Source organism: Variovorax paradoxus, assembly GCF_902712855.1.
Classification (GTDB): Bacteria; Pseudomonadota; Gammaproteobacteria; order Burkholderiales; family Burkholderiaceae_C; genus Variovorax; species Variovorax paradoxus_Q.
Window position 1 is genome coordinate 3,150,354 of the sequence record NZ_LR743507.1, and the last position, 21,439, is coordinate 3,171,792.

Sequence of the window (21,439 nt, forward strand, 5' to 3'; positions counted from 1 at the left end):
CACCAAGGACGCTTTCATGCAACAACTCAAGAAATTCTTGGCATTCTTTTTTTCGCGCCAGATGCTGGCCTTTGTCGCCATAGTGACGCTGGCGCTTGCGATCTGGTTCGTCGGCCCCTTGCTGGCCATCGACGGGCTGCGTCCACTGGCTGAGACGGGGGTGCGAGTCACGTTCATCGTGCTGCTGTTGCTGCTCGGCATGCTCTGGCTGGCCTCGGGGCCGTACAGCCTGGTAGGCGTCGCCGCCTTGTGCCTTCTGGTATGGCACGCCGGGCCTTTGCTGTCAGTGGGCGCTGCCAAGCCCTTGGCATCGGCTTGGGTCCGCCTGGTCATCGTCAGTGTCGTCCTGCTGGCATGCGCGCTGTACTGGATCTACAGGCTTTGGCAGGCACTTCGCAACAACGAAGACTTGCTCTCCAGATTTCTGAATATCGGGCGCGGCACTGAAAATACCGATGCGGCAAGGGAAGAGATCAAGAGCGTGACCGCTGCCGTCAACCGCGCCCTGGCGCAACTCAAGGGTTTGCGCGGTGTCGGCGGGCTGCGCCGCGTACTGGAAGGAAGGCGCTATCTGTATGAGCTGCCGTGGTACATGATCCTCGGCAGCCCCGGGGTCGGAAAGACCACCGCATTGCTCAACGCCGGGCTGCAGTTTCCGATGAAGCGCCAAATGGCACGAAGCCCGAAGCGCATGGGGCTTCAGTCGGCAGGCGGCACGCTGAATACCGACTGGTGGTTCACCAACGAAGCCGTGCTGATCGACACCGCCGGCCGCTACACCACCCAGGAGAGCAGTCCCGTCACTGACGCCGTCGAGTGGCGCAGTTTCCTCGGCCTCTTGCGCAAGCACCGTACGCGCGCGCCGCTGAACGGTGTGATCGTCGCACTCGACGCGGCCGAGTTGTTGACAATGACGGCCACGCAACGCGCCGAACATGCCGGCATGGTGCGGGACCGGCTGGCCGAAATGCGCGAGGAACTGGGGATCCGCTTCCCCGTGTACGTCGTTGTCACCAAGGTGGATCTGCTGCGCGGCTTCAGCGAATACTTCCAATCGCTGACCAGCGAGGGACGCAGTCAGGCCTGGGGTTTCACGCTGCCGTTCCATGGCATGAAGAATTCGCACGGGGCGGGTCAAGGACGCGATGCCCTGCGGTCGCAGGTTGCGGCAGAGCTGACACTGCTCCAGCAGCGGCTCGCTGCCGGCCTGCGCACACGCCTGAATGAAGAGTTCGACGTCGAGCGCCGCAAGCGGCTTTTCGCGCTGCCTCAGGAGCTCGGTGGCTTGACCATGCCGCTGATCCCGGTGCTCGACGACATCTTCCTGTCATCACGCTTCGATCGGACGCAGTTGCATGACACGCTGCGCGGCGTGTACTTCACGAGCGGCGAGCAGTCCGACGAGGATGTACCTGCAGACCCGGACACCGTGCTCCAGCGGCTGCGGCGCAGTGTTGGCATGCTGCCGCGCCGGACAGAAAGGTCGGCCCCTGCGCGCGGAAAGCAGGGCTTCTTTCTGCAGGACGTGTTGACGAAGGTGATCTTTCCCGAAGCTCACCTGGTGCGTCCGAACCTGCGCTGGGAGCTTCGCTTCCGCGTTCTTCGGCTCGCAGGGCATGCACTGTCCGTCGTGGTCTTTCTATGGCTGGCCGGCGCGCTGGCGATGAGCTTCGGCAACAACCGCGAATACCTCGGCAGCGTCGGCCTGCGTTCGGAGGCACTGACGGGCCAGGTCCGTGCGCTGTTCGCCGACTTCAAGCCGACAGGTGTTCCCGATGTACTGAATGGGGCGCGCGAACTGCCGGCCTACAGCGGCCTCGACCTCTACGCCCCTTCGGGCGCGTTCCTGTATGGCTTGTACACGCCGCCGCCGATTCTCGCCGCGACCGTGGAGACCTACGCCCGGCTGCAGGATCACATGCTGCTGCCAACGATCCTGCAGCGCATGGAGGCTGCGTTGGCGCAAAGCGTGAAGGACGGCGATGCCAAAGGCGCCTACGAGACGCTGCGTGTCTACAAGTTGCTTCACGATCGGGAGCGCTTCATGAAGGGCGGAGCGCGCGACGTGCGCAACTGGGTCCTCAAGGACTGGGAAAACGCAGACAGCGCAGCCGTCTTCGGTGGTCGGGCCTCGATGATCGACCACGTGACGGCGCTGTTCTCGGGCGAGCGGCTGGTGCAGTCGAATTCCTTGCCCAATGAGGCCCTGGTGCGTTCGGCGCAGGACTTCCTGAACGGCAACACAGCGACGCAGCGTGTCTACGAAAGGGCCAAGGCGGCGATGCTTGCCGAGGCACCCCAGGAATTCACGCTGGTCCGGGCGGTGGGGCCGCAGGCCGGCACGGTGTTCTCCAGGGCTGGTGGCCTGCCGCTCGAAAAGGGCGTGCACGGGCTGTTCACCTATGACGGGTACCACGAAGTCTTCAACAAGCGCCTGCCCGAGTTCGTGGGAAGAGCGCTGGACGACGATGCCTGGGTGATGGGGCGCGGTGCAGCAGCAGCGGGTTCGGCCCGGGGCGATGCCGCATCGCCGACGTGGGTGGACGAGGCAGCCCGAAAGTTGCAGAACGACCCTCTGCTCGAAGACATTCGCCGGCAGTACCTTGCCGAGTACGCGGGACACTGGGAGACCTTTCTCGACTCGGTCCGCACGGTCAGCGGCAGCGACACCACCGGCACCAGCCTGGGTTTCGATCTGAGCGTGCTGCGGCAGTTCGCTGCGCCGGATTCGCCGCTCGCGCGGCTGGCACGCGCAGCGGCAAGGGAGACCACGTTGTCGCGGCCGTTGACCGTTCGCGCTCAGGACGATAAAGGTCTTCTCGACAAGGCGACGGACGCGCTGGACAAGCAGACCAGCGCTTTGGGGCGAAGCCTGGGCATCCGGGCCGAAGAGCGACTGGAGAAGCAAATCGTCGACCACCGCTTTGCAGCCTTGCGCGAGGTCGTGACCGGACAGCCGGACATCGGCACCGGTGGCACCATCGCAAACGCCCGGCCGGGCCTCGAACTGATCTCCGGGCTGATCAACGAGTACTACACCCTGTTGGTCGTTGCCGATACGGCGCTCGCGGCAGGAAGCCTGCCACCCGGTGGAACCGAAGTCGGCGCGCGGATGAAGCTGGAGGCTGGCAAGCTGCCGGCGCCTTTTCGCGAAGTGCTGACCGCACTCGCAGTCAGCGGCAACGACAAGGTCGTGCAGGGGTCTGCGGGAATCCTGCGCAGCCAGGCGCAGTTGCAGCTCGACCGCATCATGGGCCTCATGGCAATGCAGGTCGGCGAGCCTTGCAAGCGCGGCGTGGAGGGCCGCTATCCGTTGGCGGAGGTGGCGCAGGATGCCTCCATCGAGGACTTCACGCAGGTGTTCGCTGTCGGCGGTGCCGCAGACGAGTTTTTTACCAAATACCTCGCGTCGTACGTCGACACCAGCGTGCGTCCATGGCGTTACAAGGATGCGATCGCTGCGAGTGCCATGGCTGGAGCAGAACGTGCCGCACCCCACCCGGCGTCCACATCCGATGCGGCGGGTCCGACGCTGTTGGGCGAGCTTCTCAAGCTGCTGGCACAAAGCGGCCCGAATCTCGACGCCTTCTACCGCGCACAGCAGATTCGCGACCTTTTCTTTCGCGACGCGGGCGGCAAGAAGTTTGCATGGAAGATGGAAATGCGGGTGCTGGAGCTCGAACCGGGCATCACGGACCTGGTGCTCGACATTGACGGACAGGGGCAGCGCTACGTCCATGGCCCGGTTCAGCCATTTCCCGTTTCCTGGCCCGGGTCGCGAGGTGGTGCGACAGCCGAGATCACGGCGAATCCGCGCATTTCCAGTACGACGTCGACCATCCTGGCAAACGGGCCCTGGGCGCTGTTCCGGCTGATCGAGAAGGGGCGCATCGTGAATACTGCGACACCGGGCCGGCTCAGCGTCGAATATGCCTTCGACGGTCGCAAAGCTCTCATCGACATCAGTTCCGGCAGCCAACCCAACCCGCTGAGCAGCGATGTACTCAAGGGCTTTCGTTGTCCTGGCAGGGCAGCATGAGCATCTGGAGCCGCTCGATCGGCCGATGGCATATCACGCCGCCTGCCATCTGGGGAAAGCTGCCGGCGCATGCCGACTTCGTGCGTAGCGCCGTGCGCCATGGCGAAGTGGATGCATGGGTGAGCTGGCTCGATGAGCAGAGCCGTGGATCGCGCATGGATGTGAGGGTGCGGACTGCCGCGTTCCCGGTTGCATTCGTGCTGCCGCCCGGGACACTCGCGTTTGCGCCGCGTCGCTTCGTGCTGGGTGTGATCGCACCGTCGGTCGACAGGGTGGGGCGCCATCATCCGCTTCTGGTGTACCAGAAGGCCCGACCGCGTTGGGCGCGAAGTCATTTCGAGGCGCAGCTGCGGCAGCCTTGCGACTGGCAGTTCTGGATGGCTCGCGCGCTGGTGCATCACATCGATGGGCCTGGTCCTGCGAATCTCTCGGCGTTGCAAGGTACGTTGAATGCGCTATGGCGCGCGCAGACCACGTCACCCGGTGCCTGTGACGCCGATGGCCGGGCCGCGGTGACGCGCCAGGCGATCGGGCTGATCGATCGGTGGACCGGTCCACTGCCCGACAGGGATCTTCGGGCGGGGCTTCATGGCGTTCGGTATCTGCCATGGGCCGATTGGCCGGCCCGGCTGGAGGGCGTGCAAGCCGAAAGTGCATTCTGGCAGCAGGATTTGCAGGGGCGCTTCGTGGGCGCGGCCAGCCGGTTGCAACGACTGTGGGGAGACCTTCCATGAGTGAAGCAAGTGCTCGGCAACCATCCGAGGAACAGGGCGAAAGCGCTTCGCTGTGCCTGCGACTGACCCACAACCACGGCGAAGCCCGCCGCGTCACATTGCAAATCCCGGCGTCCGGCACCGGCATGGCCGACGCCCTTGAGCTGAGCGGCGAACGACATGGCGGCGCCCATTGGCGTCTCGCCAACATGTGCCGCATTGCGTGGCGTGCAGATCGCGGGCATTGGCAACTGCTCAACGGCAGCTATACGTTGACGTGCGTTCTCAACGGTGAGCGCGTGTCCGGCGGATGTTCGGTTCGCATTGCAGAGGGAGACTGCTTGGAGCTGGGGCTCTTGCGCTTCGTGGTGGAGCAGAGCGACGGCGAAGCGGCAGGCATCGAGTCCATACCCAGGGCGTTCCATCGCAGCAGCCCTGTCGAGCAGGATGAACTCTCGTCGTTCGACCTGCGTGACCTGGCCGGAGATGCGGACGGGGGCTCGGTTGCCGCCGCAGGTCTCGACGGCTCGTTTGCCGCTCCTTTCGGCATGTTTAGCTTGACCGGCGACAGGCCAGCGAGTTCGACGCCGGACGTGCTGTCGGCCTTGCTCTGCGACCCTGCGCGGTCCTTGGAGCAGCCCCAGTCCGGCGTTATTGCTCCACCCGCTTCCCCCCGCGCGGATGGCCCACGGACCTTGCTGGAAGAACTTCACGACGAGTTCGTGCGTGTGGTTCGCGACCCCGGCGAACTCGCGGGCCGCGCCGACTGGGAAGGCCTGCTGACCACGGAACTCGAGCCCGCACCTTCGCTGGACGATCTTCGGAAGCAGGCCGAGCCCTATGCGTTGCTGCGCGACGTTTTGTTGCCGCGAAAAGGCATCGACCGGTTGATCGAGGAATTCGAGCCGTTGGCGCCCTCCGGCCTGCTGGACACCGTCCAGCCTGACGACGTGCTGGGCCTGTTCGCTCCGGAACTGGCGCGCGACGCGAAGAAGGCACTGCCGGACCTCACGCGGCGGGAGCACCACGCGGTGTCGCCGGACAGCCATCTGCGCATCGGTGCAGCGCGTGCCGAACTCCGCAATGAGAGCGAGCCGGGTTGAAGCAAGACGCAATGCCAACTCTTCGGCCGATGCTTGCACAGCTGCGCCGGACGCCATGGAAGTTCGGCTTTCTCGCGTTGCTGCGCCGGCTGGATGCGCGCGATGTCGAGTCGCCAGCCATCGGATGCGCAAGCCGTCCCCAGCAAGAGCCTTTCAGGCTGGGCCAGACGGCAGCGTTGACCTTCGCACCACGCGAGATCGCGGAAGCCGTGCTGCCGGACGAAGAGGGTGAGCAAGACCTCCATACGCCTGGCGATCCGCGGCGCCGCCTGGGAAACAACCGCGGGCTCCCGATGGTCAGGGTTTATGGCCTCGGCATGCTCGGCCCCCACGGTCCCTTGCCGCTGCATTACACCGAGATGGTGCGCGAACGCACCGAGAACCAGAACGACACGACGCTCGCGGACTTTCTGGATCTGTTCCATCACCGCTACCTGACGCACATGTACCGCGCGTGGGCGCAGAGCCAGGCTGCAGCGGGGCTCGACCGCGCAGGCGACGAGGTCTTCAGCCGCTATGTCGCGCGCCTGACCGGACACGAACCTTCGGAGATTCGCAATTCGGTGCTTCCAGCCCACGCCCGGCTCGCCGCTTCGACGCACCTGGGCCGCGAGGCCCGCAACCCCGACGGCCTGGCCGCGACGTTGGCGCGCTTCTTCGCCGTGCCGGTGCAGTTGCAGGAGTTCGTTCTGCACTGGATCCGTATCGACACCGATGACTGGAGCCATCTTGGCCTTGCCAGGGACTCGAGCGTGATGGGCAGGGGGGCGATCGCAGGCGAACTCGTGCCCGATCGGCAGAACAAGTTCCGGCTGGTACTCGGACCGCTCAGCCTGGGGCAATACCTGCGATTCACGCCACAGGGGCAGGATCTGCCTCTGCTCGTCGAGTGGGTGCGCGGCTTCGTGGGGCACGAATTCGTCTGGGAGGTCGAACTGCGCGTGCGCAACGACAGCACGCCTCCCGCGCGCCTGGACGACGCCGAAAGGCTCGGCTGGTCGACCTGGCTCGGCGGAGCGGAGGGCGCATCGGGCGCCGGTGCTTGCCTGGCCTCCGCCGGCGTCGATACCCCTGGTCACGCATACACGGTCGGGATGGTCTTCGAACCCGAGCAGTACATCGGCGTTTGCCATGGCAATGCCGTATTCACAACCGACGGCGCATCTCCGTGCGCACCGACATGACTCACCTTGCTTCACCCGATGTCTCCCCGGAGTCGCTCCCGCGCATGCCCCTTGACCGGGTACCCGACTGGCTGCACCCGGTCAGCGCCGACTTTCCCTGCGGGCCGAGCCTCGAATACGACGCCGAGTACGCTGTGCTGCAGGCGCGCATGCTGCCGCGTGGTGCGGCGCAGTACGGCGACTTCGTCGGGATGCCGGAGGCGCCCAACTGGGCAGAGGTCGAGCGCGACTGCCGTCGGCTGCTGTTGCGGACCTGGGACGTCAACCTGCTGGTCTGGCTTTGCCGGGCCCGGACCCGGCTTGCACAGGCTGCGGGGCTTGCGCAATCGCTGGTTGCGCTCGCAGAGGCCTTGCAGACCTGGCCCGAGGCGATCCATCCCCAGTTGGTGGTGGAGGGCGAGCACGATCCGGGCGTTCGTGCCAACGCCCTTTCGGCACTGGCCGATCCTGAAGGTTTGCTGGGCGATGTACGCGACATCGTGGTCGCGGCGAATGCCGCCCGGCACCTGACGGTGCGAGAGGTGGAGCGTGCCTGGCAAGTGCCTCGGGCGCCCGACGTCCTCAGCCCTGATGCAGCAGCGCAGCAGCTGAGCGAATTGCATCGGTCGTCCGTGGGCGACGCGTCGGCCCCTGTTCGGCAACTGGCCGCGGCTTCCCGGGCCGTACGCCGCATTGCCGCCTGGGGAGCTTCCAACATGGGTTCCGACGCACCAGCGCTGCAGCCGCTGCTGTGCCTGTTGCAATTGTTCGAGCCGGCTGAACCGCCGAAGCGCGTGAAAACCGAGGAGGTCATTGCTCAGGCCCCAGGTTTTTCATCGCGAGCAGCAGCCGCTACTCCCGCGGTGTCCAGTCCGGCCGCGGCCGACATCTCTTGGCGAGAGTCTGTCCGCGGCAGTATCCGTAGCGCACGCGAATGGCTGGAACTCCACGAGCCGAGCAGTCCGGTCGCGGTGCTGCTCAAACAGGCCGAACGCATGATCGGGGAAAGGTTCTGCGACGTGGCGGACATGGTTCCTCTGGATCTGCTTCGCAAATGGGATGCCGAAGGCGAGCGGACGTGATGCAAGGATTTCCCCTCGGACTGACGGTCTTGTGCTTCGGCATAGGCATGCTCGGGAGCCTGTTCGGCGCCTGGTTCTCGACACGGAAGTCCGCCGCCAGGCTGGACGCGTCGTGGCAGGCCCTTGAGCAGGATCGCGAAAAGGCGCAGCGCGAGATGCAACTGGCCTCGCTGTGCGTGCCCCAGTGGGTGCAGCAGGCTGTCCGGCTCGAATTCGAGCGCCTGGACAATCAGCAGTCACAGCGCTGGAGCGAACTGTTCCGGGAGCAGTTGCGCTGGCAGGCCGAACAGGATGCGTTGCGTCGCCGGGAGTGGGTGGCTCTGGGCGGCGCCAGGATGGAGGGGCGGCTGCCGCAAAAGCCGTCGCCAGTACCCGGTAACCGGCCGCCAGTGCCGAAACAGCCTGCGCAGACGATTGGCCCCGAACCATTCAAAGCGCTTTCACGCATGCCGGCTGTTTCCCCGGAACTGTCGGGGCAGCAACTCAGCGACGCGGAAATCGACGCCTTGCCGCCCGATTTACCGGCGCCGGCACGTCTTTCCGGAAAAAAGTTACCGGCGCCCAGGGGCCGCGTACTACGCAATATATGAAACACCGGCCCCGTGCCGGTTTTTTTATTTGCAAATTGCGATGTCCCGATCGGCGCAAGGCCCTTGTTTTGTCGAATACGCGCCACCAAGTCTTCGAGCGTCGGCACACCGCTGGCACGCTCTATAGAATCTTTTTCATGGCAACGAGAATTCCCAAGACTCCCAGCACCCCACCGGCGCAGAAACCGGCGGGCGACGACGGAGATTCGGTCGTCCTGGAGCGCCGGCCGCAGAAAACCGCGCCGCCCCAGATGTACCAGGTGGTCATGCTGAACGACGACTACACGCCGATGGAGTTTGTGATCGTCGTGCTGCAGGAATATTTCAGCAAGGATCGCGAAACCGCGACCCAGATCATGCTCAAGATCCACCTCGATGGCCGCGGCGTCTGTGGGGTTTATTCCCGCGACATGGCGGCCACCAAGGTCAACCAGGTGATGGAAGCGGCCCAGCAAGCCGGGCATCCGCTGCAATGCGTCAGCGAACCGGTTGCATGAACCAGTTGAATTGCGCAAGCTCCAACCCATCTGAGAACTTATTTACAGCAAGGCAAAAGGAAATCACATGATTGCCCAGGAACTGGAAGTCAGCTTGCACATGGCCTTCGTCGAGGCCCGGCAGCAACGCCACGAGTTCATCACCGTGGAACATCTGCTGCTCGCTTTGCTGGACAACCCGAGCGCCGCGGAGGTTCTGCGCGCCTGCTCGGCCAACGTCGACGACCTTCGGGCGTCGCTCACCAACTTCATCAAGGACAACACGCCCCAGGTGGCGGGTACCGACGATGTCGACACCCAGCCCACCCTGGGTTTCCAGCGCGTGATCCAGCGCGCCATCATGCATGTGCAGTCCACCGGCAACGGCAAGAAGGAAGTCACCGGCGCCAACGTGCTGGTCGCGATCTTCGGCGAGAAGGACTCGCACGCCGTGTACTACCTGCACCAGCAGGGCGTCACGCGCCTCGACGTGGTCAATTTCATTGCCCACGGCATCAAGAAGAGCGATCCGCCTGAAGCCGTGAAGGGCGCAGGCGAGGCACCTTCGGGAGAGGGCGAAGAGGGCGGCGGCGAACGCAACGAGAAGGCATCGCCGCTCGAGCAGTTCACGCAGAACCTCAACCAAATGGCCAAGGACGGCAAGATCGATCCGCTGATCGGCCGCGAGTACGAGGTCGAGCGCGTGATCCAGATCCTGTGCCGCCGGCGCAAGAACAACCCGCTGCTGGTGGGCGAAGCCGGTGTGGGCAAGACGGCGATCGCTGAAGGCCTCGCATGGCGCATCACGCAAGGCGACGTGCCGGAAATCCTGGCCGAATCCAACGTGTTCTCGCTCGATATGGGCGCGCTGCTGGCCGGCACCAAGTACCGTGGCGATTTCGAGCAGCGCCTGAAGGGCGTGCTCAAGTCGCTCAAGGACAAGCCGAACGCCATCCTGTTCATCGACGAGATCCACACCCTGATCGGTGCGGGTGCAGCTTCGGGCGGCACGCTCGATGCGTCGAACCTGCTGAAGCCGGCGCTCTCGAGCGGCCAACTGAAGTGCATCGGCGCCACCACCTTCACGGAATACCGTGGCATCTTCGAGAAGGACGCGGCCCTGTCGCGTCGTTTCCAGAAGGTCGACGTGGTCGAGCCGTCGGTGCAGGAAACCGTCGACATCCTGAAGGGCCTGAAGTCGCGCTTCGAGGAACACCATGGCGTGAAATACGCCGTGGCGGCCCTGCAAGCTGCTGCCGAGCTCAGCGCCAAGTACATCAATGACCGGCATCTGCCCGACAAGGCGATCGACGTCATCGACGAGGCCGGTGCCGCCCAGCGCATCCTGCCGCCGAGCAAGCGCAAGAAGACCATCAGCAAGACGGAAGTCGAGGAAATCGTGGCGAAGATCGCACGCATTCCCCCGGCCAACGTCAGCAACGACGACCGCAGCAAGCTGCAGACGATCGAGCGCGATCTGAAGAGCGTGGTGTTCGGCCAGGACAAGGCACTCGAGGTGCTGGCCTCCGCGGTCAAGATGGCACGTTCGGGCCTGGGCAAGGGCGACAAGCCGATCGGCTCGTTCCTGTTCTCCGGTCCCACGGGCGTCGGCAAGACCGAAGCGGCGAAGCAGCTGGCCTACATCATGGGCATCGAGCTGATCCGCTTCGACATGTCGGAGTACATGGAGCGTCACGCGGTGAGCCGACTCATCGGTGCGCCTCCGGGCTACGTCGGTTTCGACCAGGGCGGCCTGCTGACCGAGGCTGTCACGAAGAAGCCGCACGCGGTGCTGCTGCTCGACGAAATCGAGAAGGCGCATCCGGACATCTTCAACGTGCTGCTGCAGGTCATGGACCATGGCACGCTGACCGACAACAACGGACGCAAGGCCGACTTCCGCAACGTCATCATCATCATGACGACGAACGCGGGTGCCGAGACCATGAACAAGGCGACCATCGGCTTCACCAACCCGCGGCAGGCGGGCGACGAAATGGGCGACATCAAGCGCCTGTTCTCGCCCGAATTCCGCAACCGGCTGGACGCCATCGTCAACTTCAAGGCGCTCGACGAACAGGTCATCCTGCGCGTGGTCGACAAGTTCCTGCTGCAACTGGAAACCCAGCTCAGCGAGAAGAAGGTGGAAGTCACCTTCAGCGACAAGTTGCGCAAGCACCTGGCGAAGAAGGGCTTCGATCCGTTGATGGGCGCACGGCCGATGCAGCGCCTGATCCAGGACACGATCCGTCGTGCGCTGGCAGACGAACTGCTGTTCGGTCGCCTGACCGACGGTGGCCGCCTCGAAGTCGATCTGGACGACAAGGATGAAGTGCTGCTCGACATCCAGCCGCTGCCGAAGAAGGAAGGCAAGTCGAAGCCTGAGGCTGAAGAAGCCGCCACGGGCTGACCTGGCTCCCCCCAGGCTGCGCGCACTTCGTGCCGCTTCGCCAACCCGCTTGCGGGTGATACCAGCGGCCCGGCAAAGCCGGTTCCGCGGTATCTCTGGAATGAAGTCAAAGGCCGGTAGCATTCGCTGCCGGCCTTTTTCTTTGGGCGGCGACATGGCTCCGCCGCCTCAACCGTCTTTTCGCCTTGATCCTCCCTGTCCTCAGCCCCGAATGGAAGACCGGCCTCTCCCTCGCATGGAGCGGCTACATCGCGGTGCTGTCGATCTGGATCGTGATGCAGAAGCGCGCGCCGGTGTCCACGATGAGCTGGATCCTGTCGCTGGCGCTGCTGCCGTTCGCGGGCTTCGTCATCTATTACTTTCTCGGGCCGCAGCGGCTGCGCAAGCAGCGGCTCAAGCGGCTGCGAAGCCGGGCGAGCGCCTTCGTCCAGGCCGATCTTGTGCGGCTGCGCGACGCGGCGCAGAACGCGCCGCCGGCGCTGCAGCAGATGGCCAAGCTGGGGACCGCCACTTGCGGGTTGCCGGTGTCGAGCGCGGTCGATGTCGAGTTGCTTTCGGGGGGCGCGCGCACCTTCGACGCGATCTTCGACGCAGTGCGCGCCGCGCAGGACCACATCCACCTCGAGTACTACATCTTCGAGCCCGACAGGATCGGCACCGCGCTGCGCGACCTGCTGGTCGAGCGCGCAAGGCAGGGCGTGACGGTGCGCCTGCTGATCGATGCACTGGGTTCCAAGCGCATCGGGCGCAAGTTCATGGCGCCGATGCTCGAGGCGGGCGTCAAGGTGGCACTGTTCCATGACACCAAGATCGGCCGCCGGCTGCGTCCGGTGACCAACTACCGCACCCACCGCAAGATCGTGGTGTGCGACGGCCGCGTGGGCTTCACGGGCGGCGTGAACATCACCGACGAGGAAGACAAGCGAACCAACCCCGACGCCTACCACGACGTGCACCTGCGCATCGAGGGCAGCGCCGTGCGCTGGTTGCAGACCACCTTCCTCGAAGACTGGACCTACGCCACCAGCGAAGACCCGCGCGGCATGGACGAGGCATTGAATGCCATGCTGCCGCAACTGGAGGCGGGCGACATTCCGGTGCAGATCGTCACCAGCGGCCCCGACAACATGATGGAAGCCATCCACCGGATGCACGTGGAAGCCATCCATTCGGCCACGCATCGAGCGTGGCTCACCACGCCTTACTTCGTGCCCGGCGAGCCGGCGCTGATGGCGCTCACCAGTGCCGCGCTGCGCGGCGTGGACGTGCGCCTGCTGGTGCCGCGTCGCAGCGATTCGGCCATCGTGAGCGCCGCCGCGCGTTCGTACTTCGACGAACTCATTGCCGCCGGTGTGAAGGTCTGGGAGTACAAGGCGCGCATGCTGCACTCCAAGACCTTGGTGGTCGACGACCATTGCGCGATGATCGGCACCGCCAATTTCGACAACCGCAGCTTCCGCCTCAATTTCGAGGTCTGCGCGGTGGTCTATGGTCCCGAACTGTCGAGGCCGCTGGCTGCGCAGTTCGAGACCGACCTGCACAGCTCCGGCGCGGTGCGCGCCAACCGGCCTCAGCGATTCTGGCGCCGCCTTGGCGATGCGATTGCGCGCTTGTCTTCACCCTTGCTCTGAATGAACCACACCTTTCTCTGGCACGACTACGAAACCTTCGGCGCCGTGCCGCGTCGCGACCGTCCCTCGCAGTTCGCCGCCATCCGGACCGATGCCGAACTGAACGAGGTCGGCGAGCCGTTGATGATCTATTGCAAGCCCGCCCCCGACTACCTGCCCAGCCCCGAGGCCTGCCTCATCACCGGCATCACGCCGCAGCTGTGCCTGGAGCGCGGCATCCCCGAGCACGAGTTCGCCGGCCACATCGAGAAAGCCTTCTCGCAACCGGGCACCATCGGCGTGGGCTACAACACCATCCGCTTCGACGACGAGGTCACGCGCTTCCTGTTCTGGCGCAACCTGATCGATCCGTACGCGCGCGAGTGGCAGAACGACTGCGGCCGGTGGGACCTGCTCGACGTGGTGCGCCTCACCTATGCGCTGCGCCCCGACGGCATCCAGTGGCCGACGAAGGAAGACGGCAAGCCCAGCTTCAAGCTCGAAGACCTCGCGCGTGCCAACGGCCTGCTGCACGAGTCGGCGCACGATGCGCTGTCGGACGTACGCGCCACCATCGCGCTGGCCCGGCTCATCCGCAGCAAGCAGCCCAAGCTGTTCGACTTCGCCTTCGGCCTCCACAGAAAGGACCGGGTGGCGACCGAGCTCGGCCTGCCCGCGATGCGCGAGACCGCGAGGCCTTTCCTGCATGTGTCGGGCATGTTCCCGGTCGAGCGCGGCTGCATCGCGGTGATGTGGCCGCTGGCCAGCCATCCGACCAACAAGAACGAGCTGCTGGCCTGGGATCTCGCACACGACCCGAGCGAGCTGCGCGACCTCGATGCCGACACGCTGCGCCTGCGCCTGTTCACCCGCACCGCGGACCTGCCCGAAGGCATGGTGCGCCTGCCGGTGAAGGGCGTGCACCTCAACAAATCGCCGATGGTGGTCGGCAATTTGCGCACGCTGGCACCGGCCATGGCCGAGCGCTGGGGCATCGACCTCGACGCCGCCATGCACCACGCCGCCATCGCCCGCGACCTGCCCGACATGAGCGCCATCTGGTCGCAGGTGTATGCCCGCCCCAAGGATGCGACACCCGACGTCGACGAGGACCTCTACGGCGGCTTCGTCGGCAACGCCGACCGCCGGCGCCTCAACCAGCTGCGCGCGCTGTCGCCCGAGGAACTCGCCAAGGACCGCACCGGCTTCGACGACGGCCGGCTCGACGAGATCCTGTTCCGCTACCGCGCACGCAACTGGCCCGGCCTGCTGAGCGAGGAAGAGAACGAACGCTGGGAGGCGCTGCGCGTCGCGCGGCTGTTCAAGGGCGAGGGCGGGGCGCGCACCATCGAGATGCTGTTCAGCGAGGTCGATGCGCTCTCCGAAGACGCGGACGAGCGCGCCGAGGAAATCCTGGGCGCGCTCTACGAGTACGCCGAAGCGATCGCGCCCGAGGCCTGACCCGTCACCCCGCCATGGCACGCACCTCGTTCTCTGTGATGGCCGCTGCAGTGGCGGTGGTTCTCGCCGGCTGCGGCGCCGTGCCGTCGGCGAACGTTGCCGCAGGCCGATGTGGCGCCGGCTTCGAGACCTTCGAGCGCGACACGCTCTACTTCGGCCGCGCCATTCCCTCCGGAGGCCAGGTGACCGACGCCGAATGGACGGCCTTCCTCGACGAGACGGTGACCCCGGCCTTCCCGCTGGGCCTGACTGTCATCGACGCCGCCGGCCAGTGGCGCGGCATGCAGGGCGACGTGGTGCGCGAGCGCTCCAAGCTCATCGTGCTGGTGCATCCGCACAGCGAGAAGGACGACGCGGCCATCGGACGCATCGTTGCCGCCTACCGCGTGCGTTTCGCGCAGGAGGCGGTGCTGCAGGAGCGGCAGGCGGTCTGCGTGCGGCTCTGAGAGCGCCGGCTGGCGCCCGGTTCTGTTCAGAGCTTGATGCCGGCGCCCTTCACCGTCGGCCCCAGCACGTCGACCTGTTCCTTCACGAAGCCGTTGAACATCGCCACCGTTTCCGGCTTCGCCACGATGCCCAGCTCGGTCAGCTTCTTCTGGATCTCGGGCATCACCAGCACTTCGTTGCACGCGGCGTTCAGCCTTGCCACCATCTCCGGCGGCAGCCTGGCCGGACCCGAGAGGCCGAAGAAGTTCTCGAGCACCAGCTTCGGCTGATGCAGCTCGACCATCGTGGGCACATCGGGCATGAGCGGCGAGCGCTGCGTGCCCGTCACCGCCAGCGGCACCAGCTGGCCGCTCTTGAAGAAGGGCACGTACGAGGTGATCACGTCGATGCCCACCGGAATGGTGTTGGCGATCAGGTCGGTGGTCATCGGTGCACCGCCCCGGTAGGGCACATGCACCATGTTGATCCCGGTGGTCTTCTTCAGCAGTTCGCCGTGGATATGCCCGACCGACCCCGGCCCGCCCGAACCGAAGTCGATGCGGCCCTCCTTGCGCGCCATGGCCTCGAACTCGGCATAGGTCTTCAGGCCCGACGGCTTGCTCGCCATGACCACCAGCGGCGCCGCGCCCAGGTAGGCGACGTGCGTGAAGCCCGTCACCGGGTCGTAGGGCTGCTTGTCGAGCGTGAACGGGCCGAGCGCGATCGGCGTGGTGTTCGACAGCATCAGCGTGTAGCCGTCGGCGGCCGACGACGCCACCTGCGCGCCGCCGATGGTGCCGCCCGCACCGGGTTTGTTGTCGACCACCACGGCCTGCCCGAGCTTCTTCGCGAGCTGCTCGGCCATCACGCGCGCCAGCACGTCGCTGGAGCCGCCCGGCGGGAAGGTCACGACGATCCTGATCGGCCGGTCGGGCCATTGGGCGAAAGCGGGAAGGGCGGCCGAGGCAACGCCGGCGGCCAGGATGTGCAGCGCAGCACGGCGCGTGGAACGAAGTTGGGGCAAGTGGCTCATGGCGTTCTCCGCAAGCGGGTAAGGACGAGGCCTTTAGCAGGATCCGGGCCGCCGGCTTATGCTGGCCGGATGTCCGCCAACCTCACCGCGCCTGCCGCGCTCGATGCGCTCGCCGACTTCGCCACCCGCCACCCCAGGCTTTTCGTGCTCACCGGCGCGGGGTGCAGCACCGAGTCGGGCATCCCCGATTACCGCGATGCCAGGGGCGAGTGGAAGCGCCCGTCGCCGGTGACCTATCAGGCCTTCATGGGCGAGGACAGCACGCGGCGGCGCTATTGGGCGCGCAGCCTGATCGGCTGGCCGACCATGGCCGGTGCGCGTCCGGGTGCGGCGCACCGGGCGCTGGCACGGATGGAGACGGCGGGCCGCGTCGGCATGCTGCTCACGCAGAACGTCGACGGACTGCACGAGGCCGCCGGCAGCCGCGGCACCATCGACCTGCACGGGCGCATCGACACCGTGCGCTGCATGGCCTGCGAACGCCGCACGACGCGCGCGGCGCTGCAGGTCGAACTGCGCGAACGCAACCCGCTCTGGGCCGCGCTCGAAGCCCGTGCCGCACCCGACGGCGACGCCGACCTCGAGGGCCACGACTTCAGCGCGTTCGATGTGCCTGCCTGCGCGCACTGCGGCGGCCTGCTCAAGCCTGATGTCGTGTTCTTCGGCGAGAGCGTGCCGAAGGAGCGCGTTACCGCCGCCTTTGCGGCACTGGAAGAAGCCGACGCGGTGCTCGTGGCCGGCTCATCGCTCATGGTGTATTCGGGCTTCCGCTTCGTGCAGGCTGCGGCTGCGGCGGGCAAGCCCGTGGCGGCGGTGAACATCGGGCGGACGCGGGCCGACGAACTGCTCACGCTGAAGGTCGAAAGGCCCGTGGGCGCGGCGCTCGAGGAACTGGCGGGCCAGCTGGCCTAGGTGCGCGCCTTCGCGTTCGGCTTCGGGCTCGGCTTCGATCTGGCCTTGGACGCAGGCCATTCCGGTTGCATCCGTGCAATGAACGCCTCTGGCGACAGGCTGCCCGAGCACTTCGCATACGCGGCATAGTCCACCGCGCCGTCGCACCCGATTTCGGCCAGCACCCGCTTGAACGTGGCGGCATGGTCGGGGTGCCGCAATTCCCAGGGCCGCATCGGCACGCGACCTGCCAGGGCTTCCTGCAGGGGTGTGCGGTCCAGCTTGCCGATGCCCATGCCGCTGTCGGTTCCGTCGCCGACCGACGCGTCCGCCAGCCGGTGCCAGCCGAACCCCCAGTAGAAGAAGGCGTGCCCTTCCTGCGTCGGGGCCGTGCCGACACCGCAGGGAAAGTCGATGTCGGCAGGCACCAGTGCCTTGCGTCCGACGATCGGAAACTGTCCCCAGAAGAGCTGGTTGTCCATCATGGTCTGGGCCGGCAACAGCGGCCAGGTCGACAGCACCTCGATCCCCGGGCCCGGGTCGGCCGATGCGCCGTCGAACAGCCGCACGATGAGCGGCACCGTCATCACGTAGTGCCATGGATGGTCCTGCGGCAGCAGGCCGGCCGCACGAATTTCCTTCAGGCTGCCCAGCAGCAGGCCGAATCCGTAGCGGGCGTCGTCGATACGAAAGCGAAAGACATCCCCGGGGCCGTATTTCAGCTGCTGGCGGGGGGCCGACTTCATCTCGGCGATCTCGCTGCGCAGGCCATCGGAGACGCGCTGCATCCGCGCACGCAGGTAGTCGCGCAGTCCGGCATGGTCGTGCAGCTTGCCGTCGTCCTGAAAATCGATGGCGCGCATGTTGCGCGTGTTGAGCGCGGCCACGCTCGATTCCTCCAGCCGCTCGCCGATGAACGAGGCCTGGAACCAGCGCCCGTTGGCGCGCTCCGTCACGAGCAGCACGGCCGCGGTGAGCTTGCGCTCCTTGCCGCGCGCCGTCCTGGGCAGCAGGAAGGCGCGCTCGCGGGTTTCGAGCGCCGTGTCGACTTCGAGATACCCGTCGGGGCCGGCGCGCAAGAACTTGCGCAGCGTGTCGCCTTCGAAGAAGGCCGCGGTGTCCTTGAACATCACGCGCACCCACTGCGGCGGCACCGGGTCGAGGCCGACGCTGTCGCGCTCCGCGTTGTCGAGCTCGAAGACCGGCTGGGAGGCATCGGAGGGGGATTGCTTCGGCATGCCTTCCATCCTAGTGGGCTAGCTTTGCGGTTTGCCGGGCGCGCCCTGGGCGCCCACCGATCGCACGAACGCATCCACTGCCGCGGTGTAGGCGCCAGGCAGTCCCAGCTGCGCGTTGATCTGCGCGTGCGAAAGGTCTTCTTGCCGCACTTCGGCGCGTCCGCCGGCGGCCGCGACCCGCGCCGCGAACTGCTGCGACTGCGTGCACGATCCGTCGCGCCGCTGCGCCGAGCAGACCAGCAGCATCGGCGCCGCGTCGGGCGCGAGCGTGTCGGTCGGCGACACCGCGCGCCACAGCGCGGGATCACTGCCGAACACGCGGTCGTAGAAGTTCATGTGCGGCCGCCGCATGAGCCCGGCGGTGTCCAGCGCGGCGCTGTCGAGGGCGATGGTGCCGAGCCAGGGCCGCGCGCCCTGCTGGCGCGCGATGTCGGGGGAGGCGCCGAGCAGCGCCACCAGGTGGGCGCCGGCCGAGTGGCCCATCAGCACGAAGCGGCTGGCATCGCCGCCCCACGCTGGCGCACTGGACTGTGCCGTGGCCACGGCGCGGGCCACGTCCCGCGCCTGCTGCAGCACGTCGACCTGCGGCACGAAGCGGTAGCCCACCGACACCAGGATGAAGCCCTGGTCGCGCACCCAATGGTCGACCTTCAGGTCGATCACCGCGGCGGTGGCCTTGTCGCCGAACATCCAGGCGCCGCCGTGCACCATCACCAGCACCGGCGCGCCGTGCGCGTTCGCGGGCAGGTAGACGTCCATGCGCTGGCGCGGGTCCGAGCCGTAGGGCAGGTCTGCGATGCGGCGGATGCCCGAGGGCGTGTCGGGTGCGGCTGCCGTCTGCGCCTGGGCGGGCAGGGCGAGCAGCAGCGCCAGCCAAGCGGCAAAGAACCGCAGGAAAGAAGTCATGAAGGTGCTCCCGGTGCAGAACAAGGCCGCGATTCTCGCGCGCCTTCGCCTTGCAGATGTCTCTGCCCGCAGAGCCCCTCGCAGGCGGCGCCTCTAAGCCAGGACGCCTCGCGGTTGCGCCCGCCGCTTCAGGCGGCGCGCTTCAGCGCCGGCGCGTCCACCTCGTAGTACGCCTGGCGTTCCTCGACGGCATTCCAGCCGATGATGTCCTTGAACGCCGGCATCGTCGTCTGGCCGCCCGGCAGTCCGTCGACGTCGCCGGTGCGGCGTTCCGACAGCACCTGCAGGTTGGCCTGCAGCGCATGCACCGTGCTCATCAGCGTGACGATGGGGTAGGTCGCAAAAGCCGCCACCGACTCGATCTGCGCGCGACTCAGCCTGGCCATCCAGAGGCCCTGCATGAGCTGCAGCGAGAGGCGGCGGCCCGTGGCCTCCTTGAGCTTCTCCAGGTCCTCGAAGCCCTTGAAGGTGCGCGAGATCGGCTGGATCAGGTCCGCGCCGGCCTCGGCGTACTGACAGGCGCGATCGATCGCTTCCGACGGATCGATGGCGTCGGTGCGCGCCACGATCAGGAAATCGGGGTCCTGCCGCGCGTCCACCGCGGCGCGGATCTTGGCCACCGCATCGCGCACCGGCACCAGCGGCATCGTGCTGGCCGCGGCCGGGCAGCGCTTGGGGCTGAACTGGTCCTCGATGGAGATCGCGACCACGCCGGTCTTCTCGAACTCGCGCACCGTGCGCGCCACGTTGATCACGTTGCCGTAGCCGGTGTCGGCGTCGGCGAAGATCGGCTTCTTCACGATGTTGGCGATGCGGTTCACCACGCCGACGTTCTCGGTCAGCGTGTAGAGCTCCACGTCGGGCTGGCCCAGCAGCGAGGCCGAGATGCCGAAGCCGGTGGTGAAGATGCCGTCGAAGCCCGACTGGTCGACGAGCAGCGCCGAGAGCGCGTCCTGCGCGCCGGCCATCCAGAAGGTGGGGCCGGAGGTGATGCGCGCGCGCATCGTCTTGCGAATGGAAGTCATGGAAAGTGCTCTTTCAGGAAGTGGGAGAAATCAACGCTTCACCGGGTCGATGTACCCGCCGAGCGACACGAACTTCTGGTCCTTGAGTTCCATCAGCGCCACGCCGGTCTGGCCGCGGCGCGCATAGCCGCCGGCGCTCAGCGGCTGGAACGAGATCTTCGGGCCGATCTTCTGGTCGAAGCCGGTCATGCCGTCGAGCGCGGCCACCACCTTGGCGCGGCTGGGCTCGTTGCCGGCGCGCTTGAGCGCCTCGACCGCCACCGCCGCGGCCGAGTAGCCCATCAGCGCCGTGGAGGAGGGCGCCGACTTCGGGTACAGCCTGGTGTAGCGCGCAAAGAACTCCTTGATGGCCGGGTTGTCGCCTTCGACCGCGTCGTAGTACGAGGCCACGTAGAGCTTGGCCGGGCTCTTGCCCAGCAGCTCGACGAACTTCGGGTCGTTCAGGCCGCCGGCACCGAACACGGTCGGCTTCCAGCCCAGCTTTTCCGCGCCGCGGAAGAACAGCACGGCTTCCTGCCCCAGCGCATAGACGATCACCACGTCGGGCTCGGCCTGCTTGAGCTTGAACACCTGCGAGGTGATGTCGGTGGCGAAGCGCTCGAAGCTCTGCGCCTCCACCAGCTTCAGGCCGTGCTTGTCCAGCTGCTTGACGGCGATGTCGTAGGCCGGCTTGCCCCAGCCGTCGTTCTGGTAGAGCATCGCGATCTTTTTCGCCTTGAGCTTCTCCACCGCGTAGTCGATGTAGGCGGCCGTCTCGGTCGACTGCGGCGACGGCAGCACGTACAGCAGCTCGCGCGGCGGCGTGGAGGTCAGGTCGGAGATGCTCAGCGCGCCGATGGTCGGCACCTTGCGCGTGGAGCTGTACTCGTAGGCGCTGATGTTGGTGGCGTGGCCGATGTTGCCGATCATCGCGAGCACGTTGTCGCGCTCCACCAGCAGCTTGGCGTTGGCCACCGACTTCGCGGGCTTGAGCTCGTCGTCGTAGGTGATGAGCTTGATCTTGCGGCCGTTCACGCCACCCTGTTCGTTCACCATGTCGAAGTAGGTGCGGATGCCTTCGTCCACCGCCTTGCCCATGTAGGCCAGCGTGCCCGACATCGGTTGCGACGAACCGAGCACGATCTCCTTGTCGAGCACGCCTTCGGCCTTGTTCTCGAAGGCGAAGGCCAGGTTCGGCAGTGCGGCGCTGCACAGCAGGGCGGCACCGGCGGCCAGCACGGTGCGGCGCGAAGCGGGGTGGGTCATGGGTCTGTCTCCTGTCATTGATGTGGGA

General features: G+C 66.4%; 17 protein-coding genes. 12 read left to right on the forward strand and 5 right to left on the reverse strand.

The window, feature by feature from the left end; translation table 11 throughout:
• Positions 1–16 precede the first annotated feature (16 nt).
• The 11 genes from tssM to AACL56_RS14515 all read left to right on the forward strand — a co-directional run bounded on the left by tssM (position 17) and on the right by AACL56_RS14515 (position 15,093).
• Positions 17–4,039 carry a type VI secretion system membrane subunit TssM gene (gene tssM, locus AACL56_RS14465; protein WP_339090498.1) on the forward strand — a complete coding sequence of 1,341 codons (4,023 nt, stop codon included), beginning with the start codon at positions 17–19 and terminating at the stop codon, positions 4,037–4,039.
• Positions 4,036–4,773, forward strand: a complete 738-nt coding sequence (gene tagF, locus AACL56_RS14470; protein ID WP_339090499.1) for a type VI secretion system-associated protein TagF — start codon at positions 4,036–4,038, stop codon at positions 4,771–4,773. Before tssM ends, tagF begins: the two co-directional genes overlap by 4 nt.
• A complete protein-coding gene (locus AACL56_RS14475) occupies positions 4,770–5,855 on the forward strand; it encodes a TagK domain-containing protein (RefSeq protein ID WP_339090500.1) in 1,086 nt (361 codons plus the stop codon). Before tagF ends, AACL56_RS14475 begins: the two co-directional genes overlap by 4 nt.
• A 29-nt stretch (positions 5,856–5,884) precedes the next feature.
• A complete protein-coding gene (tssG, locus tag AACL56_RS14480) occupies positions 5,885–7,039 on the forward strand; it encodes a type VI secretion system baseplate subunit TssG (RefSeq protein ID WP_339090501.1) in 1,155 nt (384 codons plus the stop codon).
• Complete coding sequence (locus AACL56_RS14485; RefSeq protein ID WP_339090502.1) at positions 7,024–8,100, forward strand: ImpA family type VI secretion system protein; 1,077 nt, start codon at positions 7,024–7,026, stop codon at positions 8,098–8,100. Before tssG ends, AACL56_RS14485 begins: the two co-directional genes overlap by 16 nt.
• On the forward strand, positions 8,100–8,690 hold the full coding sequence (locus AACL56_RS14490; RefSeq protein WP_339090503.1) for a hypothetical protein: 591 nt from the start codon (positions 8,100–8,102) through the stop codon (positions 8,688–8,690). The genes AACL56_RS14485 and AACL56_RS14490 overlap by 1 nt, the downstream gene beginning before the upstream one ends.
• 137 nt (positions 8,691–8,827) lie before the next feature.
• Entirely contained in the window at positions 8,828–9,187 is a 360-nt protein-coding gene (clpS, locus tag AACL56_RS14495) for an ATP-dependent Clp protease adapter ClpS (RefSeq protein ID WP_042674481.1), read from the forward strand.
• 67 nt (positions 9,188–9,254) lie between these two features.
• On the forward strand, positions 9,255–11,576 hold the full coding sequence (gene clpA / locus AACL56_RS14500) for an ATP-dependent Clp protease ATP-binding subunit ClpA (RefSeq protein ID WP_339090504.1): 2,322 nt from the start codon (positions 9,255–9,257) through the stop codon (positions 11,574–11,576).
• Between the two features lie 185 nt (positions 11,577–11,761).
• Positions 11,762–13,207: a cardiolipin synthase gene (gene cls / locus AACL56_RS14505; RefSeq protein ID WP_339090505.1), complete on the forward strand. Its 1,446-nt coding sequence runs from the start codon at positions 11,762–11,764 to the stop codon at positions 13,205–13,207.
• Complete coding sequence (sbcB, locus tag AACL56_RS14510) at positions 13,208–14,647, forward strand: exodeoxyribonuclease I (protein ID WP_339090506.1); 1,440 nt, start codon at positions 13,208–13,210, stop codon at positions 14,645–14,647. It abuts the gene before it with no gap.
• A gap of 14 nt (positions 14,648–14,661) precedes the next feature.
• Positions 14,662–15,093, forward strand: a complete 432-nt coding sequence (locus tag AACL56_RS14515; RefSeq protein ID WP_339090507.1) for a DUF3574 domain-containing protein — start codon at positions 14,662–14,664, stop codon at positions 15,091–15,093.
• 26 nt (positions 15,094–15,119) lie between these two features.
• Here the strand turns inward: AACL56_RS14515 and AACL56_RS14520 are convergent, their stop codons facing one another.
• On the reverse strand, positions 15,120–16,106 hold the full coding sequence (locus AACL56_RS14520) for a Bug family tripartite tricarboxylate transporter substrate binding protein (protein WP_339090508.1): 987 nt from the start codon (positions 16,104–16,106) through the stop codon (positions 15,120–15,122).
• Between the two features lie 69 nt (positions 16,107–16,175).
• Between AACL56_RS14520 and AACL56_RS14525 the strand changes: the two genes are divergently transcribed.
• Positions 16,176–17,018 (forward strand): NAD-dependent protein deacetylase, encoded by an 843-nt coding sequence (locus tag AACL56_RS14525; protein WP_339090509.1) that lies wholly within the window; start codon positions 16,176–16,178, stop codon positions 17,016–17,018.
• Here AACL56_RS14525 and AACL56_RS14530 read toward each other — a convergent pair.
• The 4 genes from AACL56_RS14530 to AACL56_RS14545 form a co-directional block, all read right to left on the reverse strand.
• Positions 17,015–18,235, reverse strand: coding sequence for an immunity 26/phosphotriesterase HocA family protein (locus AACL56_RS14530; RefSeq protein ID WP_339090510.1), 1,221 nt, complete (start codon positions 18,233–18,235; stop codon positions 17,015–17,017). The genes AACL56_RS14525 and AACL56_RS14530 overlap by 4 nt on opposite strands.
• An 18-nt stretch (positions 18,236–18,253) precedes the next feature.
• Positions 18,254–19,141: an alpha/beta hydrolase gene (locus AACL56_RS14535; protein ID WP_339090511.1), complete on the reverse strand. Its 888-nt coding sequence runs from the start codon at positions 19,139–19,141 to the stop codon at positions 18,254–18,256.
• 128 nt (positions 19,142–19,269) lie between these two features.
• Positions 19,270–20,166 carry an isocitrate lyase/PEP mutase family protein gene (locus tag AACL56_RS14540; protein ID WP_339090512.1) on the reverse strand — a complete coding sequence of 299 codons (897 nt, stop codon included), beginning with the start codon at positions 20,164–20,166 and terminating at the stop codon, positions 19,270–19,272.
• Between the two features lie 30 nt (positions 20,167–20,196).
• Positions 20,197–21,411, reverse strand: a complete 1,215-nt coding sequence (locus AACL56_RS14545; RefSeq protein WP_339090513.1) for an ABC transporter substrate-binding protein — start codon at positions 21,409–21,411, stop codon at positions 20,197–20,199.
• Positions 21,412–21,439 lie beyond the last annotated feature (28 nt).